At 38.2% G+C, this 26,149-nt stretch carries 26 protein-coding genes and 1 pseudogene; 3 read left to right on the top strand and 24 right to left on the bottom strand.

The genetic code is table 11. The features are described 5' to 3' along the window. Positions 1 to 12: 12 nt before the first annotated feature. From FS608_RS25695 to FS608_RS25665, 7 genes are all read right to left on the bottom strand, one after another. On the bottom strand, positions 13 to 714 hold the full coding sequence (locus FS608_RS25695) for a CpsD/CapB family tyrosine-protein kinase (RefSeq protein WP_144555415.1): 702 nt from the start codon (positions 712 to 714) through the stop codon (positions 13 to 15). After that, positions 704 to 1,453 (bottom strand): YveK family protein, encoded by a 750-nt coding sequence (locus FS608_RS25690; protein WP_144555414.1) that lies wholly within the window; start codon positions 1,451 to 1,453, stop codon positions 704 to 706. The genes FS608_RS25695 and FS608_RS25690 overlap by 11 nt, the downstream gene beginning before the upstream one ends. Positions 1,454 to 1,811: 358 nt before the next feature. Then, positions 1,812 to 2,288 (bottom strand): CBO0543 family protein, encoded by a 477-nt coding sequence (locus FS608_RS25685; protein WP_144555413.1) that lies wholly within the window; start codon positions 2,286 to 2,288, stop codon positions 1,812 to 1,814. After that, complete coding sequence (locus FS608_RS25680) at positions 2,285 to 2,779, bottom strand: CBO0543 family protein (protein ID WP_144555412.1); 495 nt, start codon at positions 2,777 to 2,779, stop codon at positions 2,285 to 2,287. Before FS608_RS25680 ends, FS608_RS25685 begins: the two co-directional genes overlap by 4 nt. Positions 2,780 to 2,839: 60 nt before the next feature. Then, positions 2,840 to 3,346 carry a CBO0543 family protein gene (locus FS608_RS25675; RefSeq protein WP_144555411.1) on the bottom strand — a complete coding sequence of 169 codons (507 nt, stop codon included), beginning with the start codon at positions 3,344 to 3,346 and terminating at the stop codon, positions 2,840 to 2,842. A gap of 179 nt (positions 3,347 to 3,525) precedes the next feature. Beyond that, entirely contained in the window at positions 3,526 to 6,423 is a 2,898-nt protein-coding gene (locus FS608_RS25670) for an Ig-like domain-containing protein (protein WP_144555410.1), read from the bottom strand. A 634-nt stretch (positions 6,424 to 7,057) separates the two neighbouring features. Beyond that, positions 7,058 to 7,504, bottom strand: a complete 447-nt coding sequence (locus FS608_RS25665) for a hypothetical protein (protein WP_144555409.1) — start codon at positions 7,502 to 7,504, stop codon at positions 7,058 to 7,060. A 127-nt stretch (positions 7,505 to 7,631) separates the two neighbouring features. Here FS608_RS25665 and FS608_RS25660 point away from each other — a divergent pair, with 127 nt between their 5' ends. Beyond that, entirely contained in the window at positions 7,632 to 8,108 is a 477-nt protein-coding gene (locus tag FS608_RS25660) for a hypothetical protein (RefSeq protein WP_144555408.1), read from the top strand. A 42-nt stretch (positions 8,109 to 8,150) separates the two neighbouring features. Here the strand turns inward: FS608_RS25660 and FS608_RS25655 are convergent, their stop codons facing one another. The 4 genes from FS608_RS25655 to FS608_RS25640 form a co-directional block, all read right to left on the bottom strand. Further along, entirely contained in the window at positions 8,151 to 8,414 is a 264-nt protein-coding gene (locus tag FS608_RS25655) for a hypothetical protein (protein ID WP_144555407.1), read from the bottom strand. A 105-nt stretch (positions 8,415 to 8,519) separates the two neighbouring features. Further along, positions 8,520 to 8,969 carry a DUF4362 domain-containing protein gene (locus FS608_RS25650; RefSeq protein WP_144555406.1) on the bottom strand — a complete coding sequence of 150 codons (450 nt, stop codon included), beginning with the start codon at positions 8,967 to 8,969 and terminating at the stop codon, positions 8,520 to 8,522. Positions 8,970 to 9,154: 185 nt separating this feature from the next. Then, the gene (locus tag FS608_RS25645) at positions 9,155 to 9,571 is read right to left on the bottom strand and encodes a VOC family protein (RefSeq protein ID WP_144555405.1); all 417 of its coding nucleotides are present in this window, start codon (positions 9,569 to 9,571) and stop codon (positions 9,155 to 9,157) included. A gap of 663 nt (positions 9,572 to 10,234) precedes the next feature. Further along, complete coding sequence (locus FS608_RS25640) at positions 10,235 to 10,708, bottom strand: hypothetical protein (RefSeq protein ID WP_144555404.1); 474 nt, start codon at positions 10,706 to 10,708, stop codon at positions 10,235 to 10,237. 265 nt (positions 10,709 to 10,973) lie between these two features. Between FS608_RS25640 and FS608_RS25635 the strand changes: the two genes are divergently transcribed. After that, positions 10,974 to 11,369 (top strand): DUF3224 domain-containing protein, encoded by a 396-nt coding sequence (locus FS608_RS25635; protein WP_144555403.1) that lies wholly within the window; start codon positions 10,974 to 10,976, stop codon positions 11,367 to 11,369. Positions 11,370 to 11,893: 524 nt separating this feature from the next. Here FS608_RS25635 and mmuM read toward each other — a convergent pair. The 5 genes from mmuM to FS608_RS25610 all read right to left on the bottom strand — a co-directional run bounded on the left by mmuM (position 11,894) and on the right by FS608_RS25610 (position 18,535). Then, positions 11,894 to 12,826: a homocysteine S-methyltransferase gene (mmuM, locus tag FS608_RS25630; RefSeq protein WP_144555402.1), complete on the bottom strand. Its 933-nt coding sequence runs from the start codon at positions 12,824 to 12,826 to the stop codon at positions 11,894 to 11,896. Between the two features lie 383 nt (positions 12,827 to 13,209). Then, positions 13,210 to 14,646 carry an amino acid permease gene (locus tag FS608_RS25625; RefSeq protein WP_144555401.1) on the bottom strand — a complete coding sequence of 479 codons (1,437 nt, stop codon included), beginning with the start codon at positions 14,644 to 14,646 and terminating at the stop codon, positions 13,210 to 13,212. 88 nt (positions 14,647 to 14,734) lie between these two features. Continuing rightward, a complete protein-coding gene (locus FS608_RS25620; protein WP_260871825.1) occupies positions 14,735 to 16,189 on the bottom strand; it encodes an aldehyde dehydrogenase family protein in 1,455 nt (484 codons plus the stop codon). Between the two features lie 56 nt (positions 16,190 to 16,245). Beyond that, positions 16,246 to 17,286: a homoserine dehydrogenase gene (locus FS608_RS25615; protein ID WP_144555400.1), complete on the bottom strand. Its 1,041-nt coding sequence runs from the start codon at positions 17,284 to 17,286 to the stop codon at positions 16,246 to 16,248. A gap of 28 nt (positions 17,287 to 17,314) precedes the next feature. Further along, positions 17,315 to 18,535, bottom strand: a complete 1,221-nt coding sequence (locus FS608_RS25610) for a cystathionine gamma-synthase family protein (protein WP_144555399.1) — start codon at positions 18,533 to 18,535, stop codon at positions 17,315 to 17,317. Positions 18,536 to 19,040: 505 nt separating this feature from the next. On the opposite strand from FS608_RS25610, the gene FS608_RS25605 reads away from it, so the two are divergent. Next, positions 19,041 to 19,700 (top strand): GntR family transcriptional regulator, encoded by a 660-nt coding sequence (locus FS608_RS25605; protein WP_260871824.1) that lies wholly within the window; start codon positions 19,041 to 19,043, stop codon positions 19,698 to 19,700. A gap of 373 nt (positions 19,701 to 20,073) precedes the next feature. On the opposite strand, the pseudogene FS608_RS31485 reads toward FS608_RS25605, so the two are convergent. The 8 genes and pseudogenes from FS608_RS31485 to FS608_RS25570 form a co-directional block, all read right to left on the bottom strand. Then, positions 20,074 to 20,267, bottom strand: a pseudogene (locus FS608_RS31485) (hypothetical protein); the annotation flags it as partial. A gap of 9 nt (positions 20,268 to 20,276) precedes the next feature. Next, positions 20,277 to 20,474 carry a hypothetical protein gene (locus FS608_RS30945; RefSeq protein ID WP_144555398.1) on the bottom strand — a complete coding sequence of 66 codons (198 nt, stop codon included), beginning with the start codon at positions 20,472 to 20,474 and terminating at the stop codon, positions 20,277 to 20,279. A 224-nt stretch (positions 20,475 to 20,698) separates the two neighbouring features. Then, positions 20,699 to 20,884: a hypothetical protein gene (locus FS608_RS25590; RefSeq protein ID WP_144555397.1), complete on the bottom strand. Its 186-nt coding sequence runs from the start codon at positions 20,882 to 20,884 to the stop codon at positions 20,699 to 20,701. A 145-nt stretch (positions 20,885 to 21,029) separates the two neighbouring features. Continuing rightward, the gene (locus FS608_RS25585; RefSeq protein WP_144555396.1) at positions 21,030 to 22,484 is read right to left on the bottom strand and encodes an NADP-dependent glyceraldehyde-3-phosphate dehydrogenase; all 1,455 of its coding nucleotides are present in this window, start codon (positions 22,482 to 22,484) and stop codon (positions 21,030 to 21,032) included. Between the two features lie 639 nt (positions 22,485 to 23,123). Then, on the bottom strand, positions 23,124 to 24,371 hold the full coding sequence (locus FS608_RS25580) for a glycosyltransferase (RefSeq protein ID WP_144555395.1): 1,248 nt from the start codon (positions 24,369 to 24,371) through the stop codon (positions 23,124 to 23,126). Between the two features lie 524 nt (positions 24,372 to 24,895). Then, positions 24,896 to 25,063 (bottom strand): hypothetical protein, encoded by a 168-nt coding sequence (locus tag FS608_RS31680; RefSeq protein WP_313958741.1) that lies wholly within the window; start codon positions 25,061 to 25,063, stop codon positions 24,896 to 24,898. Then, positions 25,063 to 25,227, bottom strand: coding sequence for a hypothetical protein (locus tag FS608_RS30935; RefSeq protein WP_222127405.1), 165 nt, complete (start codon positions 25,225 to 25,227; stop codon positions 25,063 to 25,065). The genes FS608_RS31680 and FS608_RS30935 overlap by 1 nt, the downstream gene beginning before the upstream one ends. Before the next feature lie 100 nt (positions 25,228 to 25,327). Then, the gene (locus FS608_RS25570) at positions 25,328 to 25,537 is read right to left on the bottom strand and encodes a tape measure protein (protein WP_144555394.1); all 210 of its coding nucleotides are present in this window, start codon (positions 25,535 to 25,537) and stop codon (positions 25,328 to 25,330) included. Positions 25,538 to 26,149: the final 612 nt, after the last annotated feature.

The following is a 26,149-nucleotide window of genomic DNA, read 5'->3' as shown; positions in this document are numbered from 1 at the left end:
TGTCGAAACTTGTCACCTAGATCCATAATAATAATAATAATCTCCATTTTGTACTTCTTTATGATTCAAGACGACACCTAGTAATTTACTTTGGGCATTTTCCAGTAATTCCTTACCTTTTTTCGCTTGATCGATTTCTGTTTTCTCGCTAAATACAACCAAAATTGAACCATCGACCTGATTCGCAAGGATTTGCGGGTCAGCTACAGCTAATAATGGCGGGGTATCAAAGATAATATATTCGAACTGTGACTTCGCATCTTCAATGAATTGTTCCATTGATTTCGAGCTTAATAGTTCAGCAGGATTTGGTGGAATCGGGCCGCTCGTTAAGATGAATAAGTCCTTCTCCTGTGTTTCAAGAACTGTTTTTTCAAGTTCTCTTTGCTTTGTTAATACCGTCGTAAATCCAAATAAGTTATTCATCCCAAACGTATGGTGAACCGTTGGTTTACGTAAGTCAGCGTCGACTAATAATACCTTTTTACCAAGTTGTGCAAAGGTAACAGCAAGGTTCGCTGCTGTCGTCGACTTCCCTTCCGAAGGACCTGAAGAAGTGACCATGATGGCCTTCAGTTCTTCATCTACAGAAGAGTATTGGATATTGGTTCGAATCGTCCGGTATTGCTCAGAAATCGGTGACTTCGGATCGATTGCTGTGACAAGCTTACGGCTCGCGTCTTTACTGTTCAATTTCTTCTTTTTAAGCGCCAATGTCCTCACCTCTTCCTGTTGATTTTCTACCAGCACGACGTGCGACTGCCTCTTCCATCTTTTGATCATCAATCGTTGCTATGACACCTAGGATTGGAAGACCTAAAATCTTATCTATATCTTGCTCGTTTTTAATTGTGCTATTAAAGTACTCAAGTAAGAAAGCAAGTCCGACACCGGCCATTAAACCAACAACAAGTGCGATAGCCACGTTTAATAATGGTCTTGGTTTAATTGGTGATGGATTTTCTGAAACATCTGCTTTTGCCAGAATGCTCACATTATCGACACTCATGATACTTTTAATCTGTCTTTTAAAGACTTCTGCCGTTTTATTGGCAATTTGTGCAGCTACAGTCGCATCTGGATCCTGAACAGACAAGTTTACTACTTGGGAATCCTTTTCGCTTCCAACGGTAATCTTCTCTTTTAATTGAGAAGCTGTCATGTCTAAATCCAGTTCTTTTGTAACGATGTCTAAGATTGCTGGGCTTGTGATGATTACGTTATAGGTATTAATTAATTGAAGGTTGGTTTGAACTTCATTCGTTTGATATAAGGATTGTTCATTTTTCTTTTGGTTCACAAGAATTTGTGTAGAAGCCTGGTAAATCGGGGTTAAGAAATAATAACTAACCACTCCACTAATGATGGCAGCAATTACAGTTATCGATACGATTAATACTAATCGTTTTTTCAATGTCTCGAGCAGCTCTTTTAAACTAATAGTCTCTTCCATTTCGTCCTCCTAAAAGTTTGTTACAAAACATTTTCTATTATATCACATTTATTACAAAACATTGACTATCATATCATAATTTGTCAGTTATTTTGTTTTGTTGTCTAACTAATTATTACTTTATCTATTAAACACCTTTTTTACATTAATTTGAAGAGGTAATAGATAATTGGTAGGAATTACAACACAAAATATTCTAATAACTTTCATATGGAGGTAAAACTATGGTCAAAAATACCTAGTATTATAGATAGAGGCTAACCTCAGATTTCTCAAGTTAGCCTCTGGTTTGTATCTCCCGAACCTGTTTGAGTGCTAATGTTAATTTTTTGTAAAGCTCCCCTAAATTGCGGCATACCTAATCCATTCCCTTTAAAATCCCCCTAAAAAACCACAGACAAAACCCACGTGTTATCATAAAGGTTAAAAACAGCGAACTCCAAGTCCAATACCATGTCCAGCCGTGATACTCTACTAAATCAGTATATTTTTCAATCACTACCTCTGGTACGGTCAGTGCCGTGCAATAGGCACTATAGTAAAGAAACTTTAGGACCTTTTTGTAGGAGTGTGGATAAAACACATTAAAGATGGCAGCAACAGCTGGGTATACAAAAAATTCATACGTGAAGCTTGCACGGTTGGCGTCTGCAAAGAGCCTAACAGGATAGGAAATAAGCCCATACTGAACCACTAATAGGCCTAAGATCCATGTGAGCGCCTGCGCAAATAAAAAGGCTGTAACCGCTAAACGAATTTTATTTTTCGGAATGAGAAATAGCAGTCCTATGGTAAGTAGCCAAACGCCAAGTAAAATCCACCACTCCAGTTTCATTCAGCTGCCTCCTGTTCCACTCGAAAATTCTCCTTGTTTTTAAAAAACCACTGATGAATCCAGTTTGTGACTGCAAAGATACAAAATAAATCGATCCACGTAAAATACCAGGCATAGTGGACGTATTCGATCAGATTTGTATACTTCACAAGGATGACATCATAAACCGTCAGGAAGGAAATCCAAACGGACAGATAGATCAGTCGAATTTTATATGAACGTTTGGGCTCATATCCGATATAAAACCCACAAAGGAGTGGGTAAAAGAAATACTCCGTCGTGATCAGCAGATCTGTTGCTTTTGGAAATTCACGTACCGGAAAGGCTAGCAGGTTAAATTCGACATGGATGAGTGAATTTAGCCATAAAAGCGATTGACAAGTAAGGAGAGAAAATAGTAATTTTCTGTACTGATTCTTCGGCGTTAAGAACATATAGGCCATTACACCACTGACCCACATAGCCAAAATAAATATGTAATCTACTGACATCAATGAGAACCTCTCTTATACTGGCTGCTGCTTATGAGTAGAGGTTGTAGAACCTCTCAACTATTTTAGTGACACGTTGAAGTAGCGAAGCATAAACACAATAATAACAACTGAGATAGGGTAGGTAAGTAACGGCCTTGAATAATGGAGGCGTATCATCACATACATCAAGGTATAAAAGAATGGCTCCATCCAATACGCGTAGCCATTATTTAGAATCAGCAGATGCATTTTATAAAAAGGATATTCGACAATCAGCGAACCAACGATCCACTTCATAATATAGAGAGCTTGCCCACTCTTTGTTTTTGAATAGGGGTAATGACTTAGATAGAGCAAGACGATTGCCGGGAGGTTGATAAAGGTAAAAACTACATCCACCATCGTATGTGATTTTGGAAATACTTCCGGGTTATGTTTCCAAAGCATATGATCTTTGCAGAGGAGATTGTAAAGCAAGTTACAGGTGCTTACGTAAAACATGGTGAGGATGTATTTTTGCCAATGCCGCCAATCACCCTTCCAAAACGCCATCCCTATTAGGATTACGGTTAATAATGCATTCATAGAACTCCCCCCACAATGGTGAGATGACCAATAGGTAAATGGCCGGTCACTCGCCTCTATCCATCCTCGACAAAAGATATTTTTAATTGAAAGTATTTTCCCCTAATGCTTGAAAAATAACCGAAATTTGGCTGAAGGCATACGAAAAGGCTGACCCCTAGTTGAGTCAGCCCTCTTGTTTATTTCACCCTAACGCCACTGGAGTTAAAGTAATATCTTTTGCCGCTAATCGTTTCCCAGCCCGTTTGCATGACTCCACTGGTGTTGAAGTAGTACTTTTTGGTGCCGAGTTTCAGCCAGCCGGTTTTCATCGTGCCATCGCTGTTGAAATAATACTTCTTGGTGCCGAGTTTTAGCCAGCCCGTCTTCATTGTTCCATCGCTGTTGAAATAATACTTCTTGGTGCCGAGTTTTAGCCAGCCCGTCTTTATTGTTCCATCGCTGTTGAAGTAGTACTTCTTGGTGCCGAGTTTTAGCCAGCTCGTTTTCATTGTGCCGTCGCTGTTGAAGTAGTACTTCTTGCTGCCTAGTTTCAACCAGCTTGTTTTCATTGTGCCGTCACTGTTGAAATAGTATTTCTTGCCGCTAAGTGTAGCCCCACCGGTTTTCATGGTACCGTCGCTGTTAAAGTAGTACTTCTTGCTGCTAAGTGTAATCCAGCCAGTTTTCATGGTGCCATCGCTAGCAAAGTAATACTTTTTCGTGCCTATTTGCACAATGCCCGTACGGCGCACTCCATCCGATCCAAAGTAGTACTTTTTCGAATTGAGCGTTAACCAGTACGTTTGCATTTCGCCATTTTTATTAAAGTAATACACCTTTGAGCTGATCGTTCGGAAGCTATTTGTTCTCAATTTACCATCTGTTTCAAAGTAGTAGCGTTTACCGCCTAGTGACAGCCAGCCTACAGTCATTGTTCCTGTTGTTGTATTAAAGTAGTATTTGCTGCCATTGGCATCGACATACCACCCGATTGGCGATTTTACCACCTTAACCACCATTTCACTCATGTTCCCACCTTGGTCTATCGCCTGGATAAACACTGAATTGTTTACCGGCTGCTTGGGAATAGTGATAGAAAAGTGACCTTTATCGTCTGATTCTCCGGTATAGGTTTGATCTAATATGATTACATTTACGGTAACGTTTGGCTCCGTGATGCCTGTTACAGCGGTCGAAATGATATTGATGTCGTCCACTGTTGGTGCTGATGGCGGATTGATATCGATTTCTAACACTTCGACAGTTTTGCTGCTCGTATTGCCTGCGGTGTCGATTGCTTGGACTTCAAGGATGGTGCCCTTTGTTTGTGCAGGAATCGTGATGTTGAATGTTCCGTTATCTGCTGCCACACCATTTGCGATGATTTCACCGTTTTTCAATACCTGTATTGTTTCACCAGGTTCAGACGTCCCGCTTACTGTTGGGTTCGTCGTTGTTGGTGGAAAAACGAAGTCTAATGTAAGCACTGGTGCTGTTTTATCTTTTACTGTGAGTGTTAACTCTTCACTGCGACTGTTTGCAGGATCGATTGCTGTAACAACCACTTGTGTACCCGCTTTGATTGGGATAGACCAATTAAGAGTGAACAAACCATCCGTGCCAGCTGTCGCTGTGCTGATGGTCTTGCCTTCAGCTCGCATTTCCACTGTTGTTCCTGGCTCAGCTTTTCCAGAAATCATTATGGTTTGATCAGTCAGCTCTTCATTGATTTCAGGTTTAGCTGGTGGCGTTCCTTCTAGGACGGTTGCTTTTGCCGGTTGACTTACATTTTTGGCTGCATCCGTCGCTGTAAGTTCGATTACTGTTCCCACCGTTTGTTTACTAATTGGAATGCTGAAGTATCCGTTGCCATCAGCTGTTCCTGTTATTTCTGTGGTGTCGTTTATTTTTAGGGTAATGAGGGCATTCGCTTCGGATGTACCGCTTACCACTTCGCTTTGGTCTGTCACTGGATTAATTTGCGGCATTTCTGGTGCCTGTTCATCAAGAACGGATATGGTTGTTTCACTTGTACGCTTATAGCTGTCTGTTACGCTGATTGTAAGATTCGTTCCCCCAGTTTGGACAGGGATTGGAATTTCGAACGTTCCGTCTGCTTTGGTGTTCCCGCTCGCAATGACGGTACCATTTTTCAATACGTTGACTGTTGCTTCAGCATCTGTTGTTCCTTTGACCATTGCTGAGCTGTCAGAAATCGGATCAACCTGTGGGGCTAATAACGCACCCATTGGATAGCCATTGGTAAATGGCTTATAAGCGTATGGCTCATAATTGAGTCGATCCCCATAGCCAGAATCACTGCCATCATAAACGGAACGGTTCACTAACGTAGGGTCGGTGGTACCCCAATAGTTATTGGTACCATCTGCTGCCCATCCTGGTGATGGCCCATCGAGTTTTACCGCAAGCCGAATCGTACCGAAAAAATTGTTTTCGGTAATCGTAATTGGTGCCGTACTTGTATCCCTGCGGCTAAGCTTAACATCCGTATAGCCAGAGCCGTCATTGATAAACGTATTTCCTTTTACGCTCAAGTTCCCTGGTTTAGGTCCTGTAGAGGTAAAACCGATTTTCGCTTGGTCGTGAAAGAAGCTATTTTCAATTGTTGCAAAAGTGCCACTTAGTGAGAGATTTGCCTTTGAAAATTCACTATTTGTCACTGTCACCTGTAAGTCTTGAATGTCCATGCTGGTATTGCTGACCACGGTATGGTCCAACTGGATAGCCGCCTCTTTGGTCCAAGTCGTCCAGGCACTGATATACATGCCTTGCATTTTAATCGGCTCTGCCGCTGTTCCAAGAGCCTTCAACTTCCCATACACCGTGAACCCATTTCCAGTCCCAGGCTTACTGATTAACTCAACCCCCGGCTCAATTGTTAGGGTCGCATTTTTGCCAATCTGCACCCATGCATTAATATAATACGGGGATCCCTCCTTTTTGAACACTGTATCTTCCGTAATATAATTTGTAATAACCGTGCCTTCCGCATAGACCGGCGTATGACCCCAAGCCAGCAACACCAGCAGAGGAAGTGCCGCACTTAGCGCCACACGCTGCAATAACTTTCTCATCTCTTTTCCCCTTTTAATAGTCTCTTAGATTTAATATCATAACCTGTTTTAAAATTTTGTTAAATAGGACAATTTGTGGAATTTGGGTTGTTTATTGAAAACGTTACCAATTTTAATAACTATATAATAGAAGGAACTAGGTTTTTCGAGGGTGCCAGGGGGACGAATCTGGTGGCACAACGCAGAGGTGTGGATTTCGCCAATTTGGACTGGGATTTCGCTAAACTATAGCGGGATTTCGCCAACTTTGATTACTATTTCGCCAAACCCCTTTTTAGTTACCTTATTTTAAGAACATTGGAACGGAACTGGCGGCACACCGCTGAGGTGCGGATTTCGCCAATTTAGACTGGGATTTCGCTAAACAATGGCGTTATTTCGCCGACTTCTGGAGTTATTTCGCCAAACCGGGGCAGGATTTCGCCAACTTTGACTACTATTTCGCCAAACCCCTTTTTAGTTACCTTTTTTGAAGAATTGATCCTAACCAAACTCAGTGGAAAGAATCTATTTTTACCTTTGAAACAGCAAAGATCCCCTCTCTGACTTAGAGGGGGGAACTAATTTGAGCGTGTCATCATGCCAATACCACTTGCTGATAGTTATTTTTACATTAACGAGCAGGATATATCAATTATTTACCGCTCGTTATTTTCATAGGAATGACCTCTTTTTTGCCATCCCACTTAACAGTTACCTTTATAATTTCATCCTTATCTTGTATGTCGCCGCCAGTTCCCTTTGAACTGGTCCGTATATATTTGGTGCCTGGAGGGCTTTCTGATCCTCCTTCAGACTCTCCGCTAGATTTATAGTTATAGCTGACAACTGAATGGGCGATATCCTCATAATCACCTTTATATTCTAGCAAAAAGCTTTTTTGATTTTCATCATAATGGGTGGATGTTTTGCCTTTTCCTGAAAATAGTATAGTTGCCGCCCAATGGGTTGATTCACCATGAAACTGATAATTATGTTCAAAAGGTGTTGTTTCTTTGCTATTACACCCTGTTAAAAGTGAGCAAATGAAAAGGGTGAAAAAGGCTGTTCTTGCATAATGAAAACTTAGAATTGAAGACAATTTGACTCCATCCTTCCTCATTAAGTTGAAAAATTCACTATAGTTTCCTTTTTATGTAATATTAAACCTCCTGATAAATGGTAAAGTAAGTAATAATAGGTGATTGAATCTTATCAGGGGGGTTAGTATGTTAGGTCATTTAGGATTTTCATATGTAGGTCTGATCTATTTGCTGATGTTATGGATTCCAAACGCCATCTGGAGTAAGAATAAGCCAATTGACTATAACACTACAAACGAAAACAAACTATTAGTACTGTTTGAGCGTGTGGGGCAAGCGTGCTGTACTTGCAGCATACTAATTTTTAGCGATTATAACATTTCCCCATTTTCAGCATGGAGTTGGTGGCTAATAGCCTCATTCCTTCTGATGGTTCTTTATGAGATTAGTTGGATGAGATATTTTACTCATGAGCATACGGAGGAAAATTTTTATCGGAGTTTTTATGGAATCCCCGTCCCTGGTGCTAGTCTGCCTGTCATTGCTTTTTTTCTATTAGGTATTTACGGTAAAGTTATTTGGCTAATCGCATCCTCTATTATAATAGGGATTGGACATATTGGCATACATATTCAGCATTTAAAAGCGATAAAACATGTTTGAGAGTGAACCACGGGGACGGTGAACCGTCGCCTTGGTTAAAGTTTATATTGCCCGGATGGATAGAAAGATACATACAACAGCGGAAGTAAATAAGATGACAGCCGTTACACGACTCCTCCTAAACTTAATACCATAAGCAATAAAAAAGATAGCCGCAGCTAATTTAGAACCGCTTTGAAAATAGGCATGATTCGAAAAATATGAACTACTAAAAATCACTGAAATAAGCAGAGTGGTAGAGATTAGTAGTTTAAACCACAAAGGCTCTGTTAGGAATTGTTTCATCATAAATTTTATCCTATTCATGTGGGGGATAACTCCCTTCAAAATTGTTCTTCCTAACTAAGAATATGGTGTGTGGTTTGTTTAAATACGTCAGGAGGATAAAAGAATACACCAACATTCTATCAATTACTTAGGAACTTGAAAATTAAACGTATTGCCGACATCCGAGGAACAATTACTTAAATGGTACTCTACTCCATTTTCATTATTTGAACTTACGATATCAGAACAAGTAGCACTTTGTTTTCCGGTCGCTCCATAACTATCTTGTGAAGCATCGTAAGTGTATTTTATTTCCTTACCATTATAATCCAAGTTATAGAAAATTGGGTCCCCTTCTATGGTATAACTTGTTATACGAACTTTATCCTTAACGCCATTATTCACATTTTCAATAAATTGATTAAACTTCTCCAAATTGCTTATTTCTCCGTGTACGTTAACGATATCGCCATTTTTTATAGCTTCTTCGGAACGATAAGGCTTTTTTGGATTATCTGTTGTACTCTGCTGGCAGCTTATTAAAAGCATCGATAAAAGAATGGTAGATAAAACAAATATACCTTTTATTTTCATAACGCACCTCCATAAAATTAGACGTGATTACTTACTAATAGTTCCATTTATTTATGATTCCGCTCACTTTAGTTCATTAAAAAAATAAAGCTACCAATGGCAGCTTGATGTTCAACTATTTCACCCGGTATTTATGTAGCTTTTTTTACTTTCTAACACTCTTCACGAAGTGGTGAATCTTGCTTTTAGCCTTTGGGCATTTTACTCATATCCATGTACAACGCGTTCCAGCGATGACCGTCCGGATCAGCAAAACCGCAGCCGTACATCCAGCCACCTTTTTCGCCCGGCTTACCGAATACAGTACCGCCTGCACGTTCGGCTTTTAAGGCGAGCTCATCCACTTCCTCCCTAGAATTTGCCCCTAGTGAGAATAACACTTCAGTGCCCTGCCACGAATCTGCATCTGCATTACCAGTAAACCCGCGGAACGTGGATTCCGGGAAGAGCATTAAAACAACCTGATTGTCACCGACGATCAAGCTGAATGAGCCGTCTTGACTTACATACTTTTCATTCAAACGAAAACCAAGTTGTGTATAAAACTCCTTTGCCCGTTCTGGGTCTCGCACTGGCAGGTTCAACCATAATTCTCTCGACATACTAAAAAACCTCCTGATATAAGAATAAACATATTTTTCTATTACTAAACCCAAAAGGAACAAGCCATAGCCTCACCACAATGGTTTGTCATGATCTCTCTTCTTTTTCTCCAATTGTTTGTTAAGCAGTTTGAGAAAATGTAACTGAGCTTTTGGACTATCCATTAATCTCTTTACCCGAAACGGACTATCTAAATATCGCCGTGTTCTATAATTCATCACAAACAATTTTCGATACTTTTCTTCCTGATACAATTCTTGAAACCAAAGCAGTTTATTCAATTGATGGATATGGGAATCAATTCTTCTTGTGTCAATACTTCTCCATTCATACAAAGGGCCTGTGATCGCTATGATAACATCAAGAATATAAGATACTTTTATATTGTTTACCTCCTAAGGGAGACCATGGGGGCCATTCTGGTGGCACAATTTACCCTTTTAAAAACTACTATACCCATCCCTTTTGAAATAGCAATATTGGACAAACTATTACGCAAGTAAATTTCCCCATAAATTTATATTTTTTTACGATAAAAATTGTTTTTGTTAGTTAAAACGAGCGTTCCTCTTTAATTAAGATAGTTTAAGTGCAAAATTTCACAATTTTTATTGTGGAATAAAAAAAGGCAACCTTCTTCTTGAAGAGTCGCACCCGCTACTTTAAAAGTCATTAGTTTTCTTGTATTTTTCAAAAAGATATTGAAATCCATATAAGAAAAAAGCCTTGTAAAAGAAATATAGAAAGAATTGAGATTCGTTAAATTGAACTAATTTATAGAGTTTTAATTTTGTGAATAACCTTGTAATTGGAGATACAAAAATTGCTTCGCCAATAGCATTTAACATAATAAACTTTTTAAAATTTCCGTATCCCCATTTTAATGTCCATAAAGACATCGCCAACATTGGACCTATGAGAAAAGGAAATTCATTTTGAATAAAGGATTGTGGTTTATTATAAAAAGACCACCATCTGCGTTTTTTTCCAATTTGAGCATCCAAACTACATAGTAGAACAGCAAGGATTGAGGCTGGTAAAAATCTCTTTATAGTCCGCCATCCTAACAAAGGTATTGTAAGCCACGAGAGTAATATCATTACAATATTAAGTAACCACTGTTTTTTCATTGACATATTACTACCCCCTTACCATAAGGAATTATTTAACTTAGTATATCTCCTTCTTTATTTAGCTATTCTGCCCCTTTAGTGCAACAAGAAAAGCTGCCAAAATGACAGCTTGATATACAACTCTTGCACCCGTTACTTTAAGTGTAATATTTCACAAAGTTAGTAAAGAAAAATCACATAAAAACATTCCATATCACTATTAATGGTATTTTTTGGATGGTATACTAGAGGTGAATTACTAACAAATAATGAAAGGAGTTTTACGCAAATGGAGGTAACATTTACAGTAAGTAAATGGGATGAAAAGCCAGTCGATGAAACTAGAAAAGATTTCCCTATTAATATTGCCCACGTCGAATATGATATTGACGGCGAATTAAAAGGAAAAGCTTTTGTTGAATATTTATTATATTATTTAGAGTCAAGTGTAGATGATGGTCATTTGGCTACTTCTAAAATTTCCGGATTTCTACATTTCGAAGGAACTTATAAGGAAAAAAAGGGAACATTTACAGCTATAGAGCAAGGAATATTTGATAAAGGAAATTTAGATTCTCCTGCAACAATCATCAAAGCTACCGGTGACTTAGAAAGCTTGAAAGGGTCCTATAATTATAAGTTTACAGGTCAATCCAGTAAGATGATTCTAGATTTTAATTTCTAACAAAATACCCCTGCCGAGTAAAAAGGGCATCCTGTAAAACCAGGAATGTCCTTTTCGTCAAACGCTTTTTTCACTATCCTGATCCGTTAGAGTAAAAAGCTACCGCAGCAACTCATTGTTCAACTCTTGCCCCCATTTGTTTAAGGAGAAAATAATCTATTTCTCATTCTTCCATTTTATTTTTAAGGTCTTTTTTTACTTCTTTAAGCTCAGATCTTAACGCCTTAACTTGTCACTATTTCAACATTACCATAATTTATTGAAAAGATTGATTGCTAATTTGTTATTTCAATTAACCTGTCCTTTACTAAAAGAAGAAAAAGAGCGACCTTCATTATTGAAGCATCGCAATCAATCGTGTTTCCTTCTGAATCAACGTGCATTATTATTACATCACTGACTTTTTACTTATATTGAAGTTTTTTGACTAGAACCAACATTTTTGTTGCATCATGACCAGATACTAGCGGAAAGGTAAGGGATGTAGAGAATACTTTAACACCGGAATCCTTGCTTTTTTATCCTTACCTCGCCCATCCAGCAATGGTCGTTATATTCTCCGGTTTTGTCCTGCAGCAGCCGCCAATCAATCGGGCACCGCATTCATACCAGTGATGCGTACTGTCGCCGTAAGTTTCTTCGGATGATGGCCCATGCCAAGTTTTGGTGACTGCATCGTACCGCTCGCCTAAATTTGGATATACGATGATGGGTTTGTCTGTGTGACTGTGCACTTTTTTTATCAGCGAAGAAATGTACTGGGGCCGCGTGCAGTTTATGCCGACGGCAGCCACTTGATCATGTTTATCCAGCCATTCAGCACATTCAGCAATCGGGGTTCCATTACTAATATGCAGCCCGTCTTTTGCACTGAAGCTGATCCATGCATAGGTTCTGGGAAACTCTTCTAACAACCTGACGATTGCTCTGGCCTCCATCAGACATGGAATGGTTTCGCAGGCTAGGATATCGGCACCGGCATCAATCAGGGCTTTCATACGGGGCCTATGGAAATTCATAAGTTCATCTTCGGTCAACGTATAATCTCCTCGATATTCAGATCCGTCAGCAAGAAATGCGCCATATGGCCCTACTGAACCGGCTACTAAAGGCTTCGGCCGGTTTGACCGGTTCTCGAATTTTCCCCAGAATTCATCGCGTGCTTTTAAGGCTATCTGGACGGATTTCTTGATGAGAGTTAGTGCTTCAGCCTCGCTTAAACCGCGTCGGGCAAATCCTTCGACAGTTGCCTGGTAACTGGCGGTGATAGCACAGTCAGCTCCCGCTGTAAAATAATCCGTATGTACCTGTTTGATAAGCTCCGGATTTTCCATAAGTATGGTTGCCGACCAAAGGCTGTCGTTCAAATCACAGCTATGACGCTCAAGCTCAGTTGCCATAGCACCGTCTAATATAACTAGCGGGAATTTCTGTAATATGTTTTCAATAGGATTCATTGTAGTACCTCCGCTACAGTCAATTTTCTGTGATCCCGTAGAAATGATGAAAGGACAAGACTTTCCATTTCTTAAATCATCAGTGTTCATTGAGTTCATCAATATAGACCAAAGTTGGAAAAATGTCTAGGCCGTTACTTAAGTTAAACAGAGTATAGGTAGAGTCGAAACGATGAATTTGGTTAAAAAGGACAGATTCTCCTGCGGAGAAGTCTGTCCAAAGTAAGGTGAAATTCATTCAACAATGGATTGGATTATTAGCTTAACAGTCTGACAACCGAAGATTTTGTACGTTTTTTTATTTCATTTACAGTTTTTTACACCAATCCCGATAGTATCAGTAGTATATTCCATTTTAATGGATCTCTAACACCAGACCCTCTCTACTTAATATTCTCTATATACTGATCGAGTTCATCTTGAGAATCTAATAGATTCTTCTTTCCACGATTTTTAATATAGTAGTAAAAATAACATAAAGCAATGAAGGGTACTCCGCTATACAGAGCAATTCGTTGGCTTTGATCGAAAGCAAGTCCTACACAAGAAGCGAAACATAGAACAAAAGCAGTGATGGGCACAAAGGGATAAAGAGGTGTACGAAACTTCAAATGTGAAATATTCCCCCCCTCTTTAATAAAATGCTTACGAAACATATACTGCGATAACACAATTCCCATCCACACAATAACCACGGCAAATCCTGAAATAGCTACAAGCACTAAATAAACCGTATCTGGTGCAATTACACTAGAGAATAACGACAAACTGGCTACTGCCATACTTACAATTAACGCATTAAGCGGCACTCCTTTTGAGGTTACCTTTCCTAAGAGGGGGCTTATTGTTTTTTCGTTGGAAAGAGACCATAACATACGAGTAGATGCATAGAGACCGGAATTTGCTACGGATAATAAAGCCGTAAGTATAACGAAGTTCATGATATCAGCTGCATAAGGAATTCCTATATTATCAAAGACCATAACGAACGGACTTTCAATGACTCCTGCTTCTTTCCATGAGATTAATCCAGATAATACAAATATAGCTCCGATAAAGAAGAAAACAGTTCTCCAAATTACATTTCTAACGGATCGGGGAATGTCTTTTTCCGGATTTTCGCTCTCTCCCGCTGTAATTCCAATGAGCTCTGTTCCTGAAAAGGCAAAGTTTACGGAAATCATAGCCATTAAAACTGGAAGCAGCCCATTAGGAAAAAGACCTCCTTCACTAGTAAAATGTGAGAGCATCGGGGCAGATGCATGGCCTTTCATTGGTATGAAACCAAACATCGCGGCTCCCCCCAATATGATAAATAATATAATGGTAATTACTTTAATTCCGGCAAACCAAAATTCTGCTTCTGCAAAAAATTTTACTGAAAAGGCATTTAGTAGAAAAAGGATAATCGCAAAGATGGCACTCCATATCCAAACAGAAGTATCAGGGAACCATCGCTTCATTAATAGACCAGATGCGGTAAATTCCGATCCTACTGTTACCACCCAGGTAAGCCAGTACATTACACCAATGGTAAATCCGGTAGCAGGACCGACATACTTTGTAGCATACGTTTGAAATGAACCGGTTACCGGCATGGCTACAGTTAATTCACCAAGGCACAGCATAACAAGATACATAATCAATGCCCCAACCAAATAAGCGAGAATCGTCCCTCCTGGTCCAGCTTGATTAATGGTATAGCCCGTGCTTAGAAAAAGGCCCGTTCCAATTACCCCTCCTAGCGAAATCATGAACAAATGTCTGCTTTTCATTGTACGCTTTAACTGATTTTGATCAGAATTATTTGCCTGTAGCATCCAGTTTCCTCCCTTGGTATAGGTAACCATCGGCCAACCTATTAGGTCAATTCCTATTAAACTAGCATTATACCACTGAATTGTCTTATTATCTTTTAACGGCAACCTTAAAACAAACAACTTTTGGTTCAGTCATTTCTTGAAGTGAAAATTTAATGCCTTCACGACCTATACCAGAACCTTTTACCCCCCCAAAAGGCATCGCATCTATTCGATAATCGGAGCTGTCATTTACGATAACCCCGCCTACATCCAGCTTACGTACAGCCGCCAAAGCATAATTTAAATTTTGAGTGAAAATACCTGCTTGTAAGCCGAAAGCCACATTGTTAGATTGAAAAATAGCCGTATCAAGATCAGGAACACTATAAAGGGTAACAACTGGTCCAAAGACTTCTTCCGTTGCCAGCTTGCAATCAGCTGGTACATTCTCTAAAACAGTTGGGTAATAAAAAGATCCCTTTCGTTTGCCACCACAAAGCAATTTTGCACCGCTTTCAACGGCTTCATTAACCCAACTCTCCACTCGCTTGGCTTCCTTTTCTGATATCATTGGCCCCATATCAGTTTCCTCTGAAAATTTATTACCCACTCGATACTTTAGAGTACGAGTAAGGAACCTTCCGACAAAGTCCTGATAAATCCCTTCTTGCACATATACTCTTTGCACTCCGAGGCAATTTTGACCAGCAGCCCAAAAGGCTCCGGAAACAGTTGATTCAACGGCTTCTTCTAAATCAGCGTCTTCTAGAACGATAACCGGTGAGTTCGATCCTAATTCCATACTGAACTTTTTCATGCCCGCCTTTTGCATAATCGCTTGGCCAGTGGAAAGTCCCCCTGTAAAAGATATCATTCGTATCGCTGGATGGGTAATCAGGCTTTCTCCCATGTCACTTGGATAACCGGTAATGACGGATAAAACTTTAGGAGGCAAACCTGCTTTTTCAAATGCTTCTGCCAATAAAAGAGCGCTTAATGGTGTAGCTGGTGCTGGTTTAACGATGATCGCATTTCCAGCAGCAATAGCTGGCCCCACTTTATGTGCAACTAGGTTTAATGGATCGTTAAAAGGCGTGATCGCCACAATGATTCCAATAGGAAAACGATAATAATATCCCATGCGATCTTCACTTCCCGGCATTTGGTCAAATAAAATCGTTTCTCCATTCATTCTCCTTGCCTCTTCAGCACTAATACAAAGAGTCTCAATACAGCGTAATACTTCTTTTCTTGCCTCTTTAATTGTTTTACTTCCCTCACATGCAATCGTGGTTGCAAATTTTTCTTTATGCTCATAAATCCAGTCAGCAGCACGATTTAGAATCGTAATTCTTTCGTGTGTCGTCATGTCAGCAGCAATTTTTGCTCCCTTTTTTGCCTCCTCTATGGTTTGAAGTACATCTTCCTCATTAGCGGCAGGGACAGTTGCGATTAAACGATTATCTTGGGGGTCGAAGACTTTAATGCTATTGGAGCGGGATACCCACTTTCCAGCTAGAAACATCTTATTTGCTTTTGTCTGTGTCTCTATAAATGTCATTATGTAACCACCTCATATGACTAATTTTTCACTTTGTAATTTAATAGTGCAAAAGATTACAATTGACCGCGGCTTATATTAATTAAATCAATCAGAATAGAGAATCCAGTTTCCTTTCGGCCAGCTCCGGCACCAATAAGCGTGATCGGACCGGCTAAATCGCAATCATATGTAATCGCATTTTGTGCACCTGAGACTCCAGCTAAAGGATCTGTAATCGGTATCGCTTCGGGACCTACCTTCGCGATGACTTTATCACCATCTTTTATACATTTAGCAATAAGTTTCCATTTTTTCCCCTTAGATTTTGCCCATTGGATATCTTGTTGTGTAAGATGACTAATTCCTTCACATTCTACTTCTTCTCGTTTCATCGGAACATTCATGACAATATTAACAAGAATAGTAGCTTTATATTGGGCATCATACCCCTCGATATCACTTGTAGGATCTGCCTCTGCATAGCCAAGAGCTTGTGCCTCAGCCAATGCTGCCTCATAACTCAAGCCTTCTTCCATTTTAGTTAAAATATAATTGGTCGTTCCATTTAAAATCCCACGTATTTCGGAAATATTATTTCCTGCCAATGCAACGAGGGGCATTCTCAATGCAGGTGTTCCGCTCATAACGGTTCCTTCAAAGCCCCATCGAACATGATTCTTTCTGGCTAACTCAACCAGCTCTTGGTAAGCTAAAGAAACTGGACCTTTATTGCTCATTACTACATTCTTTCTGCTTTCAAATGCTGCTTTACAATGATCGATGGCAGGTTGGCCGGTTTTTACATCTGTGAAAGTAATTTCTACAATGGTGTCCGCATTACTTTCACAGATTGTCTGAAAACTATCCCATCCTCTTACCAAACCAGGGCTTTCCGGGTAACAATCAAGTTTCCCTGTTTCCTTTACAGCTTGTAATGCTTTAGCAATATCCAAGCCTTCTGGATGATAAAGAGATCCCTTAAGAAAATCGGAAATGGCAACAATTTTTACATCCAAGCCAAGTCCACTGCGTAACAATTCACCTTTTTCTTCTAAAATTTCTGCAAATCCTTGACCAACTACACCAAAACCAAGCAACGCAATTTTATGTGTCATACTCAATACCTCTTCCATTGTTATATTTTCACTTGCTGCTATTAACAGGAAATTGCGATTCTAAATGGGAAAAAGCTTGTTCTAAATCCGAAATAAGATCTTCTGTATCTTCAATCCCTACGGAGATACGAACCAAACCTTCCGGAATACCAAGAGCTTTCCGTTCTTCAAAAGTACATTCGACATGGCTGGTCGTTCTTGCTGGTCCGTATATCGTTTCAACAGCTCCAAGATTTCCAGCTTTGTTTGCATATTGTAATTTTGGCAATAAAATTTTGATTGCCTCCATTTCATCTTTCAATACAAAACTTAATATTCCGCCGAAACCCTTCATCTGTTTCTTTGCAATTTGGTGATGTGGGTGTGTTTCTAATCCAGGGTAATAAACTGCTTCCACAAACTTTTGCTTTTGCAGATACTTTGCAATCGCCATTGCACTCTTTTCTTGCTGCCTGACACGAAGTTTTAACGTTTTCATCCCTCTTAAAATAAGATAAGCTGACCACGGATCCATGGTTGCTCCATTAATTTCGCGATAGTGATAAACTCTTTTCATCAGTTCTTTGGAGCCGCACACTACACCCCCTAACGCATCGGCATGTCCGCTTAAAAATTTAGTGGCACTATGGATGACGATATCAACTCCTAATTGAATTGGATTTTGATTAATAGGAGTAGCAAAAGTATTGTCTATTATCACCAATGCCCCCACCGATTTCCCGGCTCTCACCATTCTCTTAATATCCGTAATTTTCATGGTAGGGTTGGTTGGAGACTCCAAATATAAAACCTTACATCCTTTGACCACTTCAGCTTCAATTTCTTCATGATTTCCAGTGTTGCATAACGTTACATCTACATCGATATGCGGCAAGAATTCAGTAAAGATTTTATTAGTTCCCCCATAGGTGTCTTTTACGGATATTACTCGGTCTCCAGGCCTTAAAAATGTATATAAGGTGCTGCTAATAGCGGCCATTCCTGATGAGAAACCAATCGCTTCCTCCGCTCCCTCAAGAATTCGTACTTTTTCTTCAAAAGCTTGCACAGTTGGATTTGTCATTCGATTGTAAATATGTCCAGGTTTATTTCCGAGAGCAACCTCTTGCCACTCATCCACGTCATTGTAATTGTAGGCTACACTAAGCACCACAGGAACTTGGGTTGCATTATAAGCAAGAAATTCTTTTTCTCCTGCCCATACAGCTTTTGTACCGTCTTTTATACCTTTAAAGTTTCTTTCACCCATGTTTCTACCACCTCTCATTTTTATAACTTTGAAAATGTCCTTTTGTATCCCCACTAAATTTCATTAAAAAAATCCCTCTTTACACTAAATTTTTTACACATCTTATTTTTAATGTGGTTCGTACTTTGGACACCTTCTTACTAAGACACTTTAAATTATACAATATATTGTATAATACACTGAATTATCTGAAAAATATCTCTATGAAGATTATATAATGGACCTTTTCCATTTTCAATGTTAAATTTTAAAATTTAACTGTTTAGTTTTAATAATTAAGATTTATTTGTATTGGCTTGTCTAAAAAAACACCGTCCGCTTCTTCCCTATTCTTTTAATTTTCCAAAAATAAGAATCTAATATAAATTGATTCATAACATATTAGAATTGGATACAATAGATTTAAAAAGGATAATGAGTTACTTTGGGACGATATTGAAGAGATATTGAAGAATTTGGGTGCTCATGCTAATATAAAAAGCAAGAATTTCCACTTTTTTTAACTTTGGGGGGAATAACTATCAAAAAGAGGTACCGATCATTAAAAGATCATGTATACGATTATATAGCCACAGAAATTCAGAATGGAACATTACTTCCCAATCAAAAGATAAACGAAATAGCACTAAGCGAGAAATTAGAAGTAAGCAGAACACCTGTGAGGGAAGCCTTAATCCAACTAGCTTCTGAAAATTTACTAGAGTTCTTTCCTCGAAGAGGATTTATCGTTAAAGAAATTGATACCAAGAAAAAGCTCGATGTTTTTAGTGTTGTTGGTGTACTAGATGCCTTTGCAGCCACTTTAGCTCTGGACAATTTGACCGAAGATGACATGGAACTAATGGAAGAGTTGGTTAGGAAAATCGACCTTTCCATTTCTCAGAAAAATTATACAGATTATCAAAAATACCAAAACCAATTCCATAAAGTATACATTGATAAGTGTTACAACTCTACATTAATTGATCTTCTTGATTCTTTACAGAATAGTTTTGTTAGGCAGATTTATTTAAGTAAAGACGAAGAAAAACTCTTTACAGTATTAGAACAAATGAATGAACAGCATAAACAAATTATTGATTACTTTAAGAATAAAGACAAAGATAGCTTAGAGCACCTGATTAAGAATGATCATTGGAAAATAACTCATATCGATATGATATAGAATATATGGGGCCGGTTAAAATGATTTACTAGAAAAATAATTTGAGTCATATGATTTTCCTAGGTACATTTCGATTCCCCGCAAGACATGAAATGGCGCTCTTGTCAGCGCCCCCAGCCTTCCTCCACGATATGAAACACCTACCTCATGGCCTTATGCTCCATTTCGAAAAAATTTCCCCCAAGAAAAAACAGCGAATAGCATATACCATCGCTGTCTACATTCCCTAAATTAACCTGTAACGTTTGAATAAATCTCTTTGCCAAATCCTGATGAAAAAATAGTACAGGTATTAATAGCAATGAAACATTAAGGTGCAGCCAAGTGTTAGGTAACTTACTAATGTTTGATCAATTGAACCTAATAACCTTGTTTAACAAACAAAAAGAAAGAGCTTTTTTGAAAAAAAGATTAATCCAAACACGCTCTTAATATATTCTTCTTCTTCTAAAATTGTAGCTAATTCCCAACTAGTAGCTTTGATAAACATTTTCTCAACTGAAATGATGCTTTCTGCGCTATACCTTTACTTTGGTACTCAGGAAGAATAAACATTGGACTTATCCAATGCTCCTTCTATGTAGAAAAAAACTTTAATCCAGTTTGATTGACGACTTCAGGCCAGCTTAACTTTAACCTGCGACAAATGGTTGTACTATAAACTTGTCCTTTCCTCTTCAACAAATCATAATCCCTTTGGTTGGTTGAACCAATCCGTAGCAATTCTGTTTTCAACTCTCCAAGTATCTCTTGTCTTGTTTTCAGTCTACTCACCTCTTATTGATTTACAAAAAATCGAGCCAGAAAGATTGATAATGCATGTCCCCGCTTTAAAATGTTTTTTAGGAGCGGATTAAATTTGTTATACAAAATATTGAGATGTCTAACCATTTTCATCTATATAATCAATTACCGACTTATTCCTTTTAAGATCAATGAATAAAGTACTTTAAGGGGTAAATCAATTTTCTGAATACTAAGCCCTGCTTTCTGTAACGCTACTTGACTGGCAGGTACCGACCCCATTCCGATGATAAACACTCTTTTGCGTTTTTTAGTTCCCTTAACCTTTCTTTGATCAACTCAATTTGTTCCTCGGTAATAATAAAATCCTTAAGACGATCCTCAAAATGAGCAATTCGTCTTTCTAATTCCTCTATAGTAAGGCTATTAGTATTCTTCATAAATCTTCCAACTCCTTTTATTTGGTGGAACCCCTGGAATTTCTGGTGCCAATGCAACGTATATTGCTTTTAAAGCTTCCAAGGGAAATTAACAAAGAAGGGCCAACAAGGCCCCTCTATTAGGAATTAAAGTTACAATTTTAGATTAATAAGTAAGATTTAATACAGTTACTTTTTCACGCGTCATCGATTCAATGCTCTTGTGGATACCTTGCGCACCCATTCCGGATCCTTTTACACCGATAAATGGGAAATGATCCGGGCCGCGTTCGGTACGACCGTTTATTTGAACTGAGCCTGTTTCAATTTTATTCGCAATCGCAAATGCTTTATTAATATCTTTGGTAAAGACACTTGCCTGTAAGCCAAATTCAGATTCATTCGCAATATTGATCGCTTCTTCATCAGAGGATACACGGATTATTGGAAGCACAGGTCCGAACGGTTCCTCCCAAGCTACGGTCATGTCTTCTGTCACATGATCAAGAAGAGTAGGGTAAATTAAATTGTGTTCACGCTTATTTCCTGTTACAAGGGTTGCGCCTTTTTCTATGGCATCCTCAATTAATCCTTGAACAAAGTCAGCAGACTGTGTATCAATTAACGGGACAACCGTGCTGCCGTCTTCCGGGGAACCTACCACCAGTTTTTCAATTTCTTCTTTTAAAATCGAAGCAAGCTCGTCCGCAACACTGTCATGAACTAATACGCGTTTAATCGCTGTGCAACGCTGACCGGAATAAGAAAATGCACCGCTGATAATATGTTTCGCCGCTTCATTTAAATCAGCATCTTCACGCACAATACCAGGATCTTTCCCACCAAGCTCAAGTACAAGTGGAATCATGCCCGCTTTTTTCGCTAAGCGAGTTCCGGTATTTGTTCCACCTGTAAAGGAAATCATATTAATTCCTTTATGCTCCACCAAGTAATCACCAATAACCGAACCACGACCTGTCACGATATTGACAAGACCTTTTGGAAAGTTTGCTTTGTGAAGAGCCTCAATCATTTTTATCCCGCTGATCGCGCCTTGTGTAGCAGGTTTAAAGATGACTGCATTCCCGGAAATAAGTGCAGGTGCCAGTTTAGCAGCAGCTAAATTGACCGGATAGTTAAAGGGAGGGATGGCTAGGACTATTCCAAGTGGAACACGATCAACAATCGCAATCTTAGACTTAGAACCGCCTGGGAAGCTATCTCCCTTTAAACTCTCTCCTTTCATATGCATCGCTTCTTCTACCGTGTAACGAATGAAACCGGCAGTACGTACGACTTCACTCTTTGCATCAGTAAAACTTTTCCCAACTTCTTTCATGATGATTTCAGCAATTTCCTCTTGCATGTTTTCTAATTCATCTGCCCATTGATACAAAAATTTTGCCCGTTCTTGAAGTGAAGTATCTGCCCAATTTTTTTGGGCTGTATGAGCATAATAAATTGCCTCATCTACCTCTTCAGTTGTAATTGCCTGTACTTCTCCAAGCACTTCATAAAGATAAGGTGACGTGATTTTAATTGTTTCACCAGACTTACTTTCTCTCCATTCCCCATTTATATAAAAAGGATAAGTTGTTAAGGATAATACGTTTGTTGGCATAATAAATCCTCCTTGAATTTTTTAATATATTTTGAATATATTGCAACAAAATGAGTTGGGACACTATTCGTCCTACATAGACATAAAATGTCCCGATTGGTGTAAAAAAAATTATTCTTGTTACTATTTTATTCTTGCAAGATCAGTCATTCCTCCATTGGGACCACTTTAGATTATATTTTTTTAATATTTCAATTTTCCCATTTCCATAAAAGATTGGAATCCTACCAAAAATATTATGGATTATATTAAGAAAAATAAAAATAGTTTCTACAAAAGATATCAAAACATTACAAAAATAGACAAAATTCAATCATTATAAATCCTAACTATCCATATATCAAAAATTCTAAGAAAACTTATTGCACTAACCTGCCCCGTTAGCTGAATAACAAAATAAGGATCGCCGCCGCAATCCCCATTCTTCAACTCTTGCACCCGTTACTTTAAGTACAACATTTCACAAACTTTTATTTATTACCCCGTTAAAGATGTGTCCAAGTATAAAGAACCTTTTTTAGTAAAGCCTACTGTATACATTGGTGAAAGACATGAGAATATAATTAGCACTACCACATACAGTATTTTCTTTTTAAATGACATTTCTTTAAGGTGTTTCAAACATTTAAGATCTTCCTACTATAGTTTAAACAATTCCTCAAAGGTATCCGCAAGAGCATACAACTGATTATCTCTCACGGACTTAAGTTGTTGTATAAGAATTTTGGCTTTATGAATATCTGTATCATGCAAATTTTCTACAGGTTTGTTGTTCTTCAATCTTTTTACTAGTTTTAACAACATATCGCATAGTGTTTGTTTGAATTCTTTTAAATCATCAGGGTAAAGGTTAGAAAGTTCATTATATTGGCTAACTACATAGTGGATTTGCGTAAAAGTAAGTCCTGGCTTATGTTCAAGGGCAAGAGACAATACATCAAAATGAGGATGTTTTTTCATAAATTTGTATAAGTTGCCCATTGCTTCCTGGAAATTGCTTGGGGAAACGGGATGTTCCTGGTGATAAGAAAAACATTTAGGGTCCAGGATAAAGCGTGCACTTTCTTTATACAATCGGTAACCCAACTCCCAGTCCTCTGCACCATATCCTTGGAAGGACTCATCAAAATATCCCGTTTTTTCCAATTGCTTTCGATGCACCGAAACATTCCCTGTTAAAAACGCAATATAGGGAAGTGTATAATTCCTTAGGTCTGAACCAAAATCACGTAAACCCGTGTTTAGCATGTTAGTAAAATACCAGTTCGGAAACGAAAGTCTTTTATAGCTATAATCGTCGATGTTTTTATTGGTAATAAGTGGATAAAGGCTATCCGAGCCAGGATGATTTTGGATATAATTTTTATACGAAAATTTAAAGAAAGAATCGTTGCCTACAAAGGAATTTATATGACTCCATTGATTTTGATTATATTTAGATGTTAGAAACGTGTATATTCCCCGATAGTGCATTGCTCCACAAACAACTAAATTTTCCTCGTTCTGATGATGCCTAAAGTGATTTTCAATAAAGTCGGGTTCTGTAAGCATTTCAGCATCCAGAAAAATGATGATATCTCCTTTTGCATACCTTAAACCAAGGTTACGTGCTTTAGATCTTCCAATATTTTTTTTTGGGCGTATATACTTAAAATTAAATAAAGGATTGAATTCCTCTAGAATTAAGTGTGTATTATCCGTCGAGCAATCATCTACTAAAATTACTTCATAATCAGCACGACTAAAGGTTTGCTTGTTCAAACAATACAGCGAAAGGGAAACATAATCGTATTTATTGTACGAAGGCATTATAATACTTACTTTTAGGTCTTTTAATTTTTCTTTCTTTACGTTTATATCATTATTGACGTTTTTTGAATGCATCATGTCCAATCTATTCCTCCCTCTTATAAATTTCACTTTATAATCTATGTAAAAGTGGACAGAGGAGATTGGACGTGTATTACTTTTTTTAAAAAAGTTCAGTGCAATAAGAAAAACTAGATCACCATCTATAGATTCGTGGTTTATTTCACCCAGTTAGGAAAATGAGGACCGAAGTATTTACCGATTTTCTCAGCCCCTTTCATTACACGTTATATCCTTTCTTCAGATAAAAACCAGTTTTCCTTAGTTATTTCAGTCCTGTCAATTATGGGCGAAACAAAGTATTCAGTTTCTTTTGTAAACGCCGTTTGATAAGAAAATAATGCTCTGCGGGAATGGTATGCTTTACATACCAATATGACCTTTTTCGGGTGTATTCCATTGTTCCAAGAACATCCAAGCAGAAACTTGCCTTTTCAAATATACTCATTTCCATATATTCCTTTAAAATGGATTCTTGAGGAGTCTCGCCTGTAATTCCAATATTTCTTAAGAATTCCCAATCTATGGATTCTAAACTTGGGTTAACCCCATGACGGTAATATGTAATGTGCAAGTCCCTGTTGATATAAAGATACGGCATTTTCCATTAGTTGAGTCTCACTCGCACCAGGAATTAAAATAACATCTGATGGAGCCATTTCAGTTTCAACAAAAATGAACTCAGTAATGCAATTGAATGGAAACGACATTATGTATTGTCATTTACAAAAAAGCTTTCAAAACTTCTTTTCATTTCTTGCGTGAATTCCTTCTTAAAGTAACCTGCTCCTTTAGTGGAACAAGAAAAGGAGCTGCCGCTGCAACCCCATTCTTCAACTATTGCACCCGTTACTTTAAGTGAAACAATCCACAATCTTTTTTGGAAATTTACCTAAAAAAGCTGAATTAATTAATAGAAAAATAAAAGGACTCCCTTTTTGAAAGTCTTAATGCATGTACCTCTTTGTATTAATCTAATCTTCTCGATTCGCATCACCGTCATTAGCTTCATCGGCTCCTTCACCGAGATTGTTACCCATCACTCCACCTGTAATTGCTCCTACTACAGTACCAATCGGACCGTAAGCAAGACCCACGGTAGCACCAGAGACCGCACCAACAACAGCACCTACAGCCTCACCAGCATCTTTATCGACTCGATTGCGTTCGTTTTTATCAGCCATTCATTTCACTCCTTATTAAAAAATGGGAGTGCTTTTCCAGTACAATCCCTTAACATATTTTGTCCTCGAAATACAGAATTACACGATGAATAATTTACTCCCTTAAATATCCTAACCGTCAAGACAACAACAAAAATGCCACCAATTTTGCAACTATTGCACCCGTTAGTTGAAGAAGCACCTTCTCATTTGCTGCACTTTTTCTTCGTATTGTTCATTAACTAATACAGACTCTATTTAATCATGTAATCATGGATATGATTTTTCACTACCTCTAGTCATTGGTCTTTAATTTATTTACTATTGATCCATGCTTGTCCAATCACTTTTACTATGAACGCATAAGTTATATTATCCACACTTTTCCTTTCATAAGATGAGTCACTCTAGTAGACGGAACTACTGGAGTGGTTCTGTTTTCCCTAAATATGCAATATATCTCAAATGCGACGTTAATCATTAATTACTTCTTCAACTCCCTCAGTTTAATACGATTTTCTCCCGAATACTCGCTTATTCGCAGGATTTCATAACCTTTGATATAGGAATAACAATTGAATGCAATGAGATTAGATTATTATGGCTTTCGTGTAGGCATAGTTAAATAGAGGA

It is taken from the genome of Bacillus sp. X1(2014) (assembly GCF_007678255.1).
The sequence above is the reverse complement of the archived record's forward strand: the minus strand, read 5'-3'. Positions and strand labels throughout refer to the sequence as shown.

Coding starts and splice junctions, on each gene's coding strand:
- FS608_RS25690 (WP_144555414.1), bottom strand. CDS start 1,453: ATGGAAGAGACTATTAGTTTAAAAGAGCTGCTCGAGACATTGAAAAAA.
- FS608_RS25685 (WP_144555413.1), bottom strand. CDS start 2,288: ATGAAACTGGAGTGGTGGATTTTACTTGGCGTTTGGCTACTTACCATA.
- FS608_RS25680 (WP_144555412.1), bottom strand. CDS start 2,779: ATGTCAGTAGATTACATATTTATTTTGGCTATGTGGGTCAGTGGTGTA.
- FS608_RS25675 (WP_144555411.1), bottom strand. CDS start 3,346: ATGAATGCATTATTAACCGTAATCCTAATAGGGATGGCGTTTTGGAAG.
- FS608_RS25670 (WP_144555410.1), bottom strand. CDS start 6,423: ATGAGAAAGTTATTGCAGCGTGTGGCGCTAAGTGCGGCACTTCCTCTG.
- FS608_RS25660 (WP_144555408.1), top strand. CDS start 7,632: ATGTTAGGTCATTTAGGATTTTCATATGTAGGTCTGATCTATTTGCTG.
- FS608_RS25655 (WP_144555407.1), bottom strand. CDS start 8,414: ATGAATAGGATAAAATTTATGATGAAACAATTCCTAACAGAGCCTTTG.
- FS608_RS25650 (WP_144555406.1), bottom strand. CDS start 8,969: ATGAAAATAAAAGGTATATTTGTTTTATCTACCATTCTTTTATCGATG.
- FS608_RS25645 (WP_144555405.1), bottom strand. CDS start 9,571: ATGTCGAGAGAATTATGGTTGAACCTGCCAGTGCGAGACCCAGAACGG.
- FS608_RS25640 (WP_144555404.1), bottom strand. CDS start 10,708: ATGTCAATGAAAAAACAGTGGTTACTTAATATTGTAATGATATTACTC.
- FS608_RS25635 (WP_144555403.1), top strand. CDS start 10,974: ATGGAGGTAACATTTACAGTAAGTAAATGGGATGAAAAGCCAGTCGAT.
- mmuM (WP_144555402.1), bottom strand. CDS start 12,826: ATGAATCCTATTGAAAACATATTACAGAAATTCCCGCTAGTTATATTA.
- FS608_RS25625 (WP_144555401.1), bottom strand. CDS start 14,646: ATGCTACAGGCAAATAATTCTGATCAAAATCAGTTAAAGCGTACAATG.
- FS608_RS25620 (WP_260871825.1), bottom strand. CDS start 16,189: ATGACATTTATAGAGACACAGACAAAAGCAAATAAGATGTTTCTAGCT.
- FS608_RS25615 (WP_144555400.1), bottom strand. CDS start 17,286: ATGACACATAAAATTGCGTTGCTTGGTTTTGGTGTAGTTGGTCAAGGA.
- FS608_RS25610 (WP_144555399.1), bottom strand. CDS start 18,535: ATGGGTGAAAGAAACTTTAAAGGTATAAAAGACGGTACAAAAGCTGTA.
- FS608_RS25590 (WP_144555397.1), bottom strand. CDS start 20,884: ATGAAGAATACTAATAGCCTTACTATAGAGGAATTAGAAAGACGAATT.
- FS608_RS25585 (WP_144555396.1), bottom strand. CDS start 22,484: ATGCCAACAAACGTATTATCCTTAACAACTTATCCTTTTTATATAAAT.
- FS608_RS25580 (WP_144555395.1), bottom strand. CDS start 24,371: ATGATGCATTCAAAAAACGTCAATAATGATATAAACGTAAAGAAAGAA.
- FS608_RS31680 (WP_313958741.1), bottom strand. CDS start 25,063: ATGTCGTTTCCATTCAATTGCATTACTGAGTTCATTTTTGTTGAAACT.
- FS608_RS25570 (WP_144555394.1), bottom strand. CDS start 25,537: ATGGCTGATAAAAACGAACGCAATCGAGTCGATAAAGATGCTGGTGAG.